The 13,041-nt window shown below is 46.4% G+C and carries 13 protein-coding genes; 5 read left to right on the top strand and 8 right to left on the bottom strand.

Annotated features, from left to right (window positions below; translation table 11 throughout):
• Positions 1-370: 370 nt before the first annotated feature.
• Positions 371-994 (top strand): HupE/UreJ family protein, encoded by a 624-nt coding sequence (locus tag JNN12_07305; GenBank protein ID MBL7978132.1) that lies wholly within the window; start codon positions 371-373, stop codon positions 992-994.
• Between the two features lie 85 nt (positions 995-1,079).
• Here JNN12_07305 and JNN12_07300 read toward each other — a convergent pair whose 3' ends face one another.
• The 8 genes from JNN12_07300 to can form a co-directional block, all read right to left on the bottom strand.
• Positions 1,080-1,973 carry an AraC family transcriptional regulator gene (locus JNN12_07300; protein ID MBL7978131.1) on the bottom strand — a complete coding sequence of 298 codons (894 nt, stop codon included), beginning with the start codon at positions 1,971-1,973 and terminating at the stop codon, positions 1,080-1,082.
• Positions 1,974-1,999: 26 nt separating this feature from the next.
• Positions 2,000-2,830, bottom strand: coding sequence for an SDR family NAD(P)-dependent oxidoreductase (locus JNN12_07295; GenBank protein ID MBL7978130.1), 831 nt, complete (start codon positions 2,828-2,830; stop codon positions 2,000-2,002).
• Positions 2,831-2,870: 40 nt separating this feature from the next.
• The gene (locus JNN12_07290) at positions 2,871-3,449 is read right to left on the bottom strand and encodes a DUF1211 domain-containing protein (GenBank protein ID MBL7978129.1); all 579 of its coding nucleotides are present in this window, start codon (positions 3,447-3,449) and stop codon (positions 2,871-2,873) included.
• A complete protein-coding gene (locus JNN12_07285; protein ID MBL7978128.1) occupies positions 3,431-3,847 on the bottom strand; it encodes a hypothetical protein in 417 nt (138 codons plus the stop codon). The genes JNN12_07290 and JNN12_07285 overlap by 19 nt, the downstream gene beginning before the upstream one ends.
• The gene (locus tag JNN12_07280; GenBank protein MBL7978127.1) at positions 3,848-4,474 is read right to left on the bottom strand and encodes a class I SAM-dependent methyltransferase; all 627 of its coding nucleotides are present in this window, start codon (positions 4,472-4,474) and stop codon (positions 3,848-3,850) included.
• 49 nt (positions 4,475-4,523) lie between these two features.
• Positions 4,524-4,934: an ester cyclase gene (locus JNN12_07275; GenBank protein MBL7978126.1), complete on the bottom strand. Its 411-nt coding sequence runs from the start codon at positions 4,932-4,934 to the stop codon at positions 4,524-4,526.
• A gap of 608 nt (positions 4,935-5,542) precedes the next feature.
• Entirely contained in the window at positions 5,543-6,034 is a 492-nt protein-coding gene (locus JNN12_07270) for a GNAT family N-acetyltransferase (GenBank protein ID MBL7978125.1), read from the bottom strand.
• Between the two features lie 3 nt (positions 6,035-6,037).
• Positions 6,038-6,766 carry a carbonate dehydratase gene (gene can / locus JNN12_07265; protein ID MBL7978124.1) on the bottom strand — a complete coding sequence of 243 codons (729 nt, stop codon included), beginning with the start codon at positions 6,764-6,766 and terminating at the stop codon, positions 6,038-6,040.
• 138 nt (positions 6,767-6,904) lie between these two features.
• Here can and JNN12_07260 point away from each other — a divergent pair, with 138 nt between their 5' ends.
• The 4 genes from JNN12_07260 to JNN12_07245 all read left to right on the top strand — a co-directional run bounded on the left by JNN12_07260 (position 6,905) and on the right by JNN12_07245 (position 13,007).
• On the top strand, positions 6,905-7,351 hold the full coding sequence (locus JNN12_07260) for a response regulator transcription factor (protein MBL7978123.1): 447 nt from the start codon (positions 6,905-6,907) through the stop codon (positions 7,349-7,351).
• Positions 7,321-8,031, top strand: coding sequence for a response regulator transcription factor (locus tag JNN12_07255; GenBank protein ID MBL7978122.1), 711 nt, complete (start codon positions 7,321-7,323; stop codon positions 8,029-8,031). The genes JNN12_07260 and JNN12_07255 overlap by 31 nt, the downstream gene beginning before the upstream one ends.
• A gap of 313 nt (positions 8,032-8,344) precedes the next feature.
• A complete protein-coding gene (locus JNN12_07250) occupies positions 8,345-11,167 on the top strand; it encodes a T9SS type A sorting domain-containing protein (GenBank protein ID MBL7978121.1) in 2,823 nt (940 codons plus the stop codon).
• Between the two features lie 28 nt (positions 11,168-11,195).
• Positions 11,196-13,007, top strand: coding sequence for an alpha-amylase (locus JNN12_07245; GenBank protein MBL7978120.1), 1,812 nt, complete (start codon positions 11,196-11,198; stop codon positions 13,005-13,007).
• Positions 13,008-13,041 lie beyond the last annotated feature (34 nt).

Genomic DNA, 13,041 nt, shown 5'->3' with positions numbered 1-13,041 from the left:
ACTAAGATTTATCTAAAAGCAAATATTCAGAAAAAGAAAATTAGGAAAACGCTTCCACTTCTTTGATTGTTTAGTGTTGTTGTCTATTTTATTAAATAAATAAGGCATATGGCTTTTTTGATGAAAAGTACTGGGTGTATATTCAATATTATGACTTAAATAAATAAGGCCATTGATTTTTGGAGCCTTTGTTTTTAAAGGGATGCTTCGTTTGGCTCATTAGTATGGAAGGAAGAAGGATGAAAAGTTCATTAACAAACTTGGCTATGGAATCCCAGATAAACCACCAGAGGTCTTTAAAAATAAAAGGATCAGGGTGCGGTGTAATCGTCGTATCTTTACACCCGTTGTACACTTTTTCAAAATTCCTATGCTCACTACCTTCTTTGTATGGCTTCGGATGGGCTTCGAGCACATTGCCGATGTGCAAGGCTACGACCACATCCTCTTTGTGATTTCGTTGATTGCCCTTTATACCTTTCGAGATTGGAAACGCATCTTGATATTGCTTTCGGCGTTTACACTGGGGCATACGGTTACCTTGGCGTTGGCCACTTTGCGCATTGTTCAGGTTGATGCCGCACTGATTGAGTTTCTCATTCCCCTCACCATTTTCATTACAGGTGCTATGAATGTGGTGATGCCCGAACCTCGGAACACCGAAATATTGCCCCCGCTTAGATGGAAATACACCATGGCTTTTACGTTTGGTCTGATCCATGGTTTGGGGTTTTCAAATTTTCTACGAGACTTGCTTGGCGAGGAAGAAAGCATCTTGTTGCCGCTATTCTCCTTTAATGTCGGGTTAGAAGTGGGACAAATTGTGATCGTCGCCATTGCCATGGGGCTGGGCTATTTGGTGCTAACATACACGCGCCTGAAAATTCGCCAGTGGAGTTTGGTTCTTTCTACCGCAGCAATGGGGTTGTCGGCTTTTTTGATGCTACAACGCTTCGAAGGTCTGCTACGGGCGTTTGCATCACTAACGGTGTGACCGGCGGATCGCTTAAAAATGATAAGATTTGATCTTAATCTGTTAAGAATAATATTAATAAAAAGTATAAGTACTTTACTGAAGACTATCGTTGTAACCGATCTTGGACCCACCCATTTGCCATCCGCCATTCCCCCGGCGTTAGCCCCACGTTTTTTTTGAAAAATTGGTTGAAATTGGTCGGCTCGCCGAAACCGAGCTCAAAACTGATTTCCTTGACGGGCTTGGCAGAGTTGACCAACAGCCGCTTGGCCTCCAGCACGAGGCGGTCGTTGATGACCTGTTTGGGGCTTTTGCCCAAAATATACTGGGTGGCGTGGTAAAGCCGGTTTTCGGTGATGTTGAGTTGCGAGGCGTAAAAGCCTACGTTTTTTTCAGTTATAAAATGGGCGTTGAGCAGGTTGCGAAAAGCCGCCGATATGTCCATGTCAATGCCAGCGGGCAATGCTTGGAAATCGCTATGCTGCCGCAAAAACCGCTCGGAAAGTATGAGGAAATTATGCAGCAGATTGCGCAGAAAAACAATTTGAAATGGCTCCGGTGGCTTCTGGAAAGCCTCGTTCATCATTGCAAAAATAGCCTTAAAATCGGTGCAACCCTGCGTCACATTCAGCCTCGAAATCGTGCGGAAGTTATTGAAGCAAACACAATTATGGAGAAACTGCGCATCCTGCTCGCTGCTGCAGAAAAAATTATCCAAAAAGATAATGCCCTTTCCCGATACCTGTTCCACGTTTTCAAAAGCATGGACGGCATCCTTGTTGATAAAAAGCAGCGTATTAGGCTCAATATCAACGGTTTGGAAATCTACAAAATGTTGCGACACACCTGCTTTCAGCCATAGGATATGGTAAAAATCCGTGCGGTGTGGCACGGTTACCTGGGCTTTGTGGCGGGCATACACCTCGCCCAAATCCACGATTTCGAAGCCGATTTTGGCTTCTTCCTTGAAGGCGTAGCGTTGGATATCGGGTTTCATTTTTTAAAATGCAAAGAAACGGACAATTATAAATACTGCCTCAAAATCTCCTTAGTCAACCCCTCCAACCGCTCCAAATCGCCTAGCTGTGTATCCAATTTCAGTGCGGAACGCTCTTTTGCCCAAGCGTAGGTTGCGCCGTTTTTGTGCTTTTGGGCAATGTCATCCACCACTTTCAACACGTTGTTGGCGGCTTTTTCGGGTGTCAGCCCGATGATGAGGTTCATAATTTTGACGAAAGCCCGCATGGGTTGCGGCTCGTTTGAGAGAATTTTGGTTTTCACCAGACCGGGCATATAGAGGTTGATGGGCACTGCTCCGGTGGTGGCGTAATCCTGCACGAAAAGGTTCATCGCCCATTGCCAGCGGGTCAGTCCTTTGCGACCGTTGAAATCTTTTTCGATTGTAATGTCCTCAAAATCAAGCCTTTGCACGTCCAACCCGATGACCGAAAGGATTTGGCTTCCCTGCGTATTCGCCAGTGTTTCTTCTAATTTTTTAAGCATCAAAATGCGGGACAAATAGCCGATGGCAAAGTTTTGCTCGTTTCCTTCCGATGTGATGATGCGCTCGTTGGCGATGGCGTTGGCGTTCAGCACCAGCAAGTCGAGCGAAGTATGCGCCGCCAGAAAGCGGTCGCAGACTTCGCTCGTTTTTTGCATCGAACTGAGGTCGGCTTCAATGGCGGAGATGTGGTTGCGCCCTGTGAGGCGTTTCAGTTCTTCCACGGTCTCGACACATTTTTTGGGCGACCGGCCCACGATGGTCACGTCCCAGTCCTGTGCAAGAAGTTTCGCGGCGAGGGCCTTGCCAATGCCGTCGGTGGCGCCCGTGATGAGGGTTGTTTTAGTTGCCATTTTTCTGGTGATATTAGATAATAACTCCAATAATTATTTGCTAATTGTTTTTCAAAAAGTGTTCGATCCTTTTGTCGGGAACCAGCCACATAAAGGCCACAAAAAAATAAATAACAGCAGATACACCTGGATAATAAAAAGCTAAAGTAATTCCAATGGAGTACGAAATCCAAGAAATGGTACCTTTCCAGTTATCGTTTTGTAATTTTGCTAAAATAGAATCTGACCCCTCCGATTTAATAATCATTAAGGATAAAAACCGGCTCACGAATCCTGCCAGAATGAAGATAACACCTTGTAAAATAACAGGATTTGACTGAAAATCATTTTCGCCCATCCAGGAAGTAGCAAAAGGAAGCAAGGAAATCACAAAAAGCCAAAGTCCATTTGCCAGCATGATCTTACCGTTTACGGTTTTAATCGTTTGCATGAGATGGTGGTGGCTATTCCAGTAAATCAGCACCATCAAAAAACTGAGGGCATAGCTTAAAAATTTGGGTAAAAGCGGCCATAAATCTTGCCATGCTGCGCCTTCAGGCACCTTAAGTTCTAACACCATAATGGTAACAATAATTACCAGAACACCATCACTGAATGCTTCTAATCTTCCTTTGTGCATTGTCTATGGAATTTGTGTGTGGTCGAAATTTTATACACCTTCACCAATGCCAGCACTTCCAGCGCAATAATCACTGCATGTACCAAAATATTGACCCACGGGTACGTGTCGGTTTCGTACATCGCATCAATGAAGGTCTCCTGTGTTTCCCTGAAAATATTCAGTAGGAAAAGCGGCACAAAATAGTGTGGGTTCTGGCTCAGCATGACAAGCACGCCCACTAAAAACATGGCAGTGGTGCGACCCGCCAGTTCGAGGATTTCCCGTTTTTGACTGGCCGTGACCGCGAAATCACCCCAATAGTTCATTTGCCAGTAAGAAACGGCCTGTTCAAGCAGGATGAGGCAAAGCACCGTTTGCAGGGCGTAAATCCAGATGGGTACTTTCGGTTGGATCATTCAGTTGTTGATAAAATGCGTGAATTCCGTTCCGCCCTTGTCCGTCCCGATGGTCTGGGAGCGGTATTTCGGCGAGTTTCGGACGTATTGGAGGTACTGTTTCACGCCTTCCATGCCGAGGTTGTCGGCGACGAGCAGGGCGTTTTGGGTAAAATTGGGTTCCAGCATTTGCGCCAGCGGCAGGTATTGTTCCTTCCAGCCATCGAGGAAAAGCAGGTCAATCGGTTCGTCGTAACCCCTGAGGGTCTGCATCACGTCACCTACTTTGATGTCAATCAGGTCGTCCACGCCCGCTTCCACGAAGTTTTGGTGTGCTTTTTCGGCTTTTTCGGGCAGCAGTTCGGTGGTGACGACCCTGCCGCCCGTTTCCCTTGCCGCCGCCGCTAAGTAAATCGTGGAAATGCCAAACGAAGTGCCGTACTCCACGATGTGGCGGTAGCCGCTGTCGAGGATGGTGCGGTACATCAGTTCCCCCTGCTGCCGACTGACGGCGATGTAGGCGTTTTTCATGTCCTCCGGTTGTAAAGGGCGAAACACGGCTTTTGAAAGTGCGAGAAACATAGCAGGCAGGTTTCTGGCGGCTTCAGCGTGGAGGCGGTCGAGGGTGGCTTGGATTTGTGCGTTCATTTTTAAAAAAACTTAGCTCGCTCCCATTTCGGTCAAAAAAGGTCAACTGTTACCCTTTCAATTGCTTCATCGCCGTACCCCAATCTTCCAAATGATGCACGGAAGTCAGTTTGCCATCAATGACGGTGTGAAAATCAATGGACATAATTTGGAATGATTTTGTGCCGTCTGTTGGCAATCCCATAAAATCGCCTTTCGGAGTGCCGCTGACCAAACTGCGCACGACGTATTTATTGCCATCGTTGGCAATGTCCTGTGGCTCCCATTTTAAGTCCGGGATGAGTTTCCAGAAGAACTCTACTTGTCCGATAAGTTGTGGTTTTCCCTTGCTTTCCACCGAGCCATGAGAAATGAAATCATCGGCTAAAACTGCGGTCAATACTGCGGTAGGTGTGGTTTCGGCGTTGACGGTGAGTCCTTTCCGGTAAAATGCGACGAGGGCTTCTCTGTTCTTATCCATTGTTGTTGTGTAAGATGATTAGAAATTAATTACAGGGCAAGATAGTGGATCTGATAAGTGTAATGGATGATTAAAATCATGGATAAGATGATGAGGAATTAAAAAAACATTTTCATTCGTTCTGACGAGTCAATCATTTTCTACTGTTTCCCCCGTTTCAGGAATTAGGGTCTCTGTAAAATTGGTAACGACCAGCATACAGGATTTGTCTCAGGGCGTCGCCAAAAAACGGATGCAGACAACCCAATCCTTCCTGTCAAATCATGGTAAAGCCCAAATCATGACGCTCTACGAACATCGGGCGATGGCACCGTTCATAGGCAAGAGGCGGGTTTGCAAGTGCCGTAATGGTATTAAAGCGCAGTGGCGGACGTACAATACCAGACGAGTAGATGAATCGCAAAAGTAGTATTATACGATACCTAAGCAAGGTGCTCTTTTTTCAAAAAACCGAATAAACATAATGTTTTTATTGGTCAAAAAAACAACAAGTATTGTAAAATTTATTGATAAATAAATAGATGGTTTTTGGCGTTATATAACAGTAATGTATTCTACCCAGACGCCTATTTTTTTATCCTGAAAGCGAATACTTTTTGGGTGTATTTCTAAAGTGATAATGCCAGAAAGTACACCTTGGTAGTGTGGCGGTATGGATTGTTGTAATAGGGCGGTATTTCATAAAATCCACGCCTAAAGTACATTTGCAAGGCGGTATCCAGTTTAGGAATGGTATCTAAGACCATTTGTTTATAAGCTAAGCGTCTGGCTTCTGCAATCACTGCATCTACCAACAACGTGCCGATTCCCAAACCGTTAAATGAAGGATACACATAAAGGCGTTTCATTTCACACCATTCTTCATTAAAACGCCTAAGGCCCACGCCACCTGCCAATTGGTTATCGTGGAAGGCGAGCAGTTGGCAGCCGTCAGGTGGGCCATACATGGTGGATAATCCTTCCAATTCTTGGGCAAAGTTCTGGAAACACAAATCCACATCTAAAAAGCGGGCATAGTCTTCAATGAGCTGGCGGGCAGAACGGAAGTCTTCAGAAGAGGTGGCTATTTTAAGTGTAATCTGAGCAGGATGGATGGTCATGGGTCAATGATTCGAGGTTGAAGAAAGGGATTCTTGTTTGATCAAAGATTCATTGATCTGAGATTCGGTGGGGACTACTACATTTGCTGCTTCGAGTAATTCGAGTGCTTGAATATACAGCGGTTCCACTTCTTCTTGGTTGGCAATACACATGCCAAGGTCGCGCAGGAGGCCATCGTGAAGACCATAAATCCAGGCGTGTAAGGTAAGAGAATGGCCACGTTCCCATGCATTTTGCACGACGGTAGATTGACTTACATTGTACACTTGCTCCACGACATTCAATTCGCATAGACGGTTGATCCGGTCTTTGTGTGATAAATCTGGCGGAAAAAGGGCTTCATGTCGTTTATATACTTCTTTGATGGGCTGTAACCAGTTGTCAATCAGTCCATGACGGGTTGAATCTACAACCGATTTTACACCTCCGCATCCATAGTGGCCGCACACAATGATGTGGCGGATGTGTAGCATTTCGATGGCGTATTGCATGACCGAGAGGCAGTTCATATCGGTATGATGCACCATATTGGCCACGTTTCGGTGAACAAACAACTCGCCGGGCAACAGGCCAACAATCTGATTAGCGGGTACACGGCTATCGGAGCAACCGATCCAGAGAATTTCTGGATTTTGCTGTGTGGCCATTTTTTCAAACAAGTCGGGGTCTTGTTCCGCAAGCGTCGCGGCCCAAGTGCGGTTGTTTACAAATAATTCTGGTAAGAAGTCCATATGAAATACATAAAAAATCAATTTACTAATGGCCACAGGTAGGAATACTGTGTGTTCGGTAACGCAAGGGTAATATGTGGCTAATCATTTCGCAATCTCGGAAGGCTATCTTCACGTAAAATATGACGCAAACCCTTCATGTCTGGAAACATTCTTTATGTCCCTGCCGGCAATCTTCGGAACCCGATACAAACGGAGTATCTGGTAGCCGAAGGCTTTGTTTTTCATCATATCCGGCATGGAGAAGAACGGGTAGCCCGACAATGGTCATCGGAGCCTTGTGTCATCTTATTAGAGATGGAGGTTTTTGATCTGGAATTTATCCGGAAAGCCCCCCAGTTTCGGGCTGTATTAGATGCGTATCGTATTCCGATATTGGCGCTGGTAGGCCCATCGCGGTTACCACTTTCGCACGAAGCCATTCGTCACGAAGCCGAGGCATTAGACAGTGGAATAGATGCGTATCTGCAAAAGCCGATTTCTTTTACACGATTGGTAGCGCGTCTTCGTGTTTTGCTTCGCCGCACCCCTACCCCTTATAACCCCCTTTTTTCATGCCAGCACGCCCACACAGTACAGCGTTAGCCACTATCTTGCTCATAGACGACGAGCCGGATATATTGGAATTGCTAAAGTATAACCTGAACAAAGCCGGATACGCCACCCAATTGGCGTTTAATGGCGCCGAGGGATTGGAAAAAACGCGCAAGATAAAACCCGATCTCGTGATTTTAGACATCATGATGCCTGGTTTAGACGGTGTTTTTGTTTGCAAGGCCATTCGGGCCGAAGAACCTATTGCACATACGCCTATTATCATGCTTACAGCAAAGATGAACGAGGAAAGTGAAGTGTTGGGCCTTGAAGCTGGAGCGGATGATTACCTGACCAAGCCCGTCTCTCCGCGTTTGCTGGTGAGTCGGGTACAGGCTGTTTTGCGGCGTACCCGGAAATCGACGGATGGCCCACAAATCCTGCAATTTCCGGATATTGAAATCAACCGAGAAGAATATGTGGTTCGCTTGCAAGGCAAACCGATCAAACTTCCCAAGAAAGAATTTGAACTCCTGTTTTTACTTGCTTCGTATCCGGGAACGGTATTTACCCGTGATGACCTGCTGGAGGAAATTTGGGGGAGTGATGTCTATGTAGTGGTACGAACCGTAGATGTACACGTCCGAAAAATTCGCCGTAAGATCGGTGAGATGCGCATCGAGACCATAAAAGGAGTGGGGTATAAATTTGTTACACCAATCATTGAATAAAGCATGAAGGGGAGGTCAAGTCGCTTCTCGGAAAAAGTCAAAAACAGGCCACTACCTATCGTATCAATAAAAGCACTCTGAAGAACTGGAGCATCGCGTCTTGGTAGTTTCAGGGCAGAGACTTATCTTCTTTTCGCATTATTGTCTAACGGGTTTTTGCAAAAGCCCTTCCGAATCAACTCATAGTGCAAGCGCTTACTTCATTTGTCACAATCTCCATAATTGACAGGTGTAAGCGCTTTCTCGTTTAAGCGATTTTACCTTATATTTACCCAAAGACCATTCTATCAGAGAATTTTAAACCCCATATTTTATGCTAAAACGTTGGCTTGGCTTATGCCTTCTGCTTCTCGCTCCGTGGACCCTCGCCGGACAAACGGTCAATGTGACCTTTCGCTACATTCCGGAGCCGAATGCTGCCCCGCCCGTTCGGGTTTTTGTTCCGGGACAATTTAATAATTGGGGGCCAAATGCTTCGGGTGTGATTGCAGCAGGGGCCGTGTCGCAGATGGACTTAGATGCGTCCGGTGCGTTTTATAAAAAGACCATTTCGCTCATTGCCGGACAGTCGTATATGTACAAGATGCACCTACATCTGAATACGTCTGGTACAAGTAATGCTTGGATTTCTGACCCCCTTAACCCCAAAATCAACCCAGCAGATAACAATAACTCGGTGTTGGACGTCACAAATCCAATGGTTTTCCAACCGGCTCGCGAAGTCAATACTGCGGGACAAGTCAAGGCTTTTTCTGCGGGACTTTTCTCGTCAAAAACGATTACTAAAATAGACTATGAAATAAATGGGGTTGCTTATACCGACGGCTTGACACATTTTGAGGCCACAACAGGGATTTTTAGGTATGTACCTGCGGCTCCGCTCCTCGGTGGCACGGGTTTTAAAGTTACCTTTACGGATGCCGATGGCAAGACCGCCACTGCCGAGTTGAAAGCCGAGGCTAAGCCCGTTGTTACCAAAGCGCCGCGTCCGAGCGGTATGGTGGAGGGCATAAATTACCATCCGGGGGCACCTACCGAAGCCACCTTTGTCTTATACGCACCGAAGAAAGAATATGTGTATGTGATCGGAGACTTTAACAATTGGGAAGTGCGTCCAGAGTATCTGATGAAAAAAGACTCTACGGCTGTTGATCGGGTTTATTGGTGGCTGAAAATTACTGGCCTTACGCCCGGTGTAGAATATGCGTATCAATACTATGTGGATGGTAAAATTAAGGTGGCGGATCCTTTTGCCACCAAAATTCTGGATCCCTCCAATGATGGCTTTATTTCGTCTTCCAACTATCCGGGCCTCAAAGCATATCCAACAGGTAAAACGGAGTACGACGTTTCGGTGCTTCAAACGAATAAAGCGGCCTATAACTGGACCGCGACAGGCTACCAACGTCCGAAGCAGAGTGAGTTGGTCATATATGAACTGTTGATACGCGATTTTACGGTCCAACGTTCGTATCAGTCGGTTATTGACACCCTTGGTTATTTGCAAAAACTGGGAGTCAATGCGATTCAACTGATGCCGGTCCAAGAATTTGATGGCAACTTATCTTGGGGTTATAACCCTAAGTTCTATTTTGCGCCGGATAAGTATTATGGCACTGCCGAGGCCCTTAAAAAACTGATTGACGAGTGCCATAAACGAAATATGGCGGTGATCATAGATGTGGTATATAATCACCAAACCGGATCTTCGCCATTTGCTCGATTATATAATACAAGTCCCAAAGGAGACCCTTCTGCGGCCATTACCACAGATAACTATTGGCTAAATACGACCGCAAAACATCCCTACAATGTATTTAATGATGCCAATCACGAAGCGTGGCAAATGCAAGAACTGATGGATCGAGCAAATGCCTATTGGCTCAATGAATTTAAGGTAGATGGCTTCCGATTTGATCTTTCAAAAGGGTTTACCCAAACCGTCAGTACCGAGGCGACGATGGGTAATTATGATGCCTCACGGGTACGTATCCTCAAACGAATGGCTGACGCCATTTGGAATACCGATCCTGCCGCCTATGTCATCTTAGAACACTTTGCAGAAAACCGCGAGGAAAAAGAACTGGCGGAATATGGAACCACTGCCGATAGGCCTGGGATGATGCTTTGGGGCAATGCAAATGGAAACTTTAATGAAGCGACGATGGGCTACCATGATGGCGGAAAATCCAATTTTGAGTGGGCCTATTTTGGACAACGGGGATGGAGCAAGGCCAACCTGATTTCATATATGGAAAGCCACGACGAAGAACGACTGATGGTCAAAAATTTGTTGTATGGCAATGCATTAGGGGATTACAAGATCAAGGACTTATGGGTGGCGATTGAGCGCATGAAAGCTGCTGGGGCCCTGTTTTTTACCGTTCCAGGCCCCAAAATGATCTGGCAATTTGGTGAATTGGGCTATGATTTTGCTATAGACTACAATGGCCGCACCGGCGAAAAACCAGTACGCTGGACTTATGCCCAAGACGAGGTCCGGTATCGCTTATACAAAACATGGGCAGCCATTATTAATATGCGACGCGCCAATCCGGTATTCCATGATCCCACAACCGTGGTTACACAATCCTTGAGTCAACCCGTTAAACGCATCAACCTGACCCACCCCACCATGAAGGCGACCATTGTGGCCAATTTTAGCGTGACCACCATGTCGGTAAACCCCAATTTTCAGCAAACAGGAACATGGTACGATTTCTTTAGCGGGAATGCACTGAACGTAACGAATACCCAAGAAGGCATTTCGCTCTTGCCGGGTGAATTCCGGATTTATACCACCCAGCTACTACCTACCCCAGAACCTGGCCTTATCCGTGTAGCAACCGAGGTGGATACGGCACAAATTCCGGATGACTTTACCCTCCAGCCCAATTATCCAAACCCTTTTAATCCATCTACAACCCTTTCATTTAGCCTTCCGAGCACCTCCGAAGTGGTCTTTGAAGTGTTTGATGCCGTAGGCCGAAAAGTGGCTGTGGTTGCCCAAGGTTTGTATGCAGCGGGAAGCCATCGCATTGTTTTTGATGCCTCTGGGCTGCCAAGTGGTTTGTATGTGGCGCGGCTTCAGGCAGGAAATGTGGTGAAAACACAAAAACTGACCTTGGTTAAATAATCCTAATAGCCCTTAAACCCACTTTTTTGTGAAAAAATTATTTTTCTTCTTACTTTGCCTGCCCCTTCCCCTCTCGGCACAAACCCAGGTGCCGGAATGGGCCAAAAAAGTTATTTGGTACCAGATTTTTCCGGAACGATTTCGGGACGGCGATTCAAAAAATCAGCCTGTCCGCGAATCCATCGAATATCATGATATCGCACCTGCTTCTTGGCAGCCTGCACGCTGGACAGGGGATTGGTATGAACGGGTGGGGTGGGAACTGGAAAGCAAAAGTTTCTATGATCCTATGGTATTCCAGCGGCGATATGGCGGAGACTTGCAAGGGGTCTTAGACAAACTTCCGTACCTCTCGGAATTGGGGATAACAGGGATTTATTTTAATCCGGTGTTTTTTGCCCGATCTATGCACAAATACGATGCCTCCTCTTTTCATCATATCGAACCATATTTTGGCCCCGATCCCCAAGGTGATCTGGCGCTGATCGCTTCGGAAACCGCAGATCCTGCCACTTGGAAGTGGACCGCAGCAGATAAACTGTTCCTTCATTTGGTGAACGAAGCACACGAACGGGGCATCCGGGTGATTATAGATGGTGTATTTAACCACTCCGGACGTGATTTTTTTGCGTTTAAAAATTTGGTTCAATTACAAGAAAAATCACCATATAAAGATTGGTACATGGTCAAATCGTTTGATAACCCAGGCACACCCGAAAATGAATTTAAATATAAAGGTTGGTGGGATGTAGAGGCTCTGCCTGTTTTTGCCGATACGCCCGATGGAAAAGACCTGCATCCAGAAGTGAAGCAACATGTTTTTGCGATTACCAATCGTTGGATGGATCCGAACGGAGATGGGAACCCTAAAGATGGCATTGATGGCTGGCGTTTGGATGTGGCAGACGAAGTGCCAGTAGGGTTTTGGGCCGACTGGAATGCACACGTCCGGAAACTAAATCCCAATGCGATTACCATCACCGAGGTCTGGCATAAAGCCCACTCTTTGGTGACCGATGGCGGGTTTACTGCAAGCATGAACTATGAAGGATTTGCGATCCCCGTACACGACTATCTGATTGATGGACGGATTAAAACCACTGAATTCACCGAGCGCCTAGTGAAACATGTGACCGAGTATGCGGGAGATCGCCCGTTTGCCATGCAAAATCTTACGGATTCACATGATACCGACCGATTGGCCTCTATGATTGTAAATGCAGACAAAGAGCCATACGATCGCGCCAATTCGCCAAGATGGATGCCGCAATACCAAATTCGGCAACCCCACCAACAAGAGCGGCACCGTCAACGCTTAATCGAACTTTTTCGGTTCACCATGCTGGGAGCGCCCATGATCTATTATGGAACCGAAGCGGGTATGTGGGGTGGCGACGACCCCGATGACCGAAAACCCATGCTCTGGGCGGATCTGGACTATGACGACGAAGTCATTGATCCGCGTGGAATAGCCCGAAAGCCAGACCCCAACCGCTTCGATCAAGTTATTTTTGGTTTTTATCAAAGTATGATTGCGTTTCGTAAACGCTTTCCAGTATTTTCAAACGGCGATTTTTCGATCCTCTACGTGAATGATGCCCAACCTGCCTTTGCTTTTGGTCGGAAAGATCCTGCGGGCGACCAAGCCGTAGTCGTGGTCAATCCCAGTCAGTCGCCCCACACCATCCGAGTAATGGCCAAGAACTATCGGAAAATTCAGGTGCCTGCTGTTGTTACTCCGGGCGAAACCGTTGGCGCCTCGTTGCGGGATGGCTGGCTAACCATCCAGATACCTCCGGAATCAGGTGCTGTTTTTGTACTTTCAAAATCCGGCCCTTGACATTATCTTGATTTTGCAAAGAGATGTTTTTCCA

The organism is Bacteroidetes Order II. bacterium (assembly GCA_016788705.1).
Taxonomy (GTDB): domain Bacteria; phylum Bacteroidota; class Rhodothermia; order Rhodothermales; family UBA2364; genus UBA2364.
This window is presented reverse-complemented; position numbering and strand designations above follow the sequence as displayed.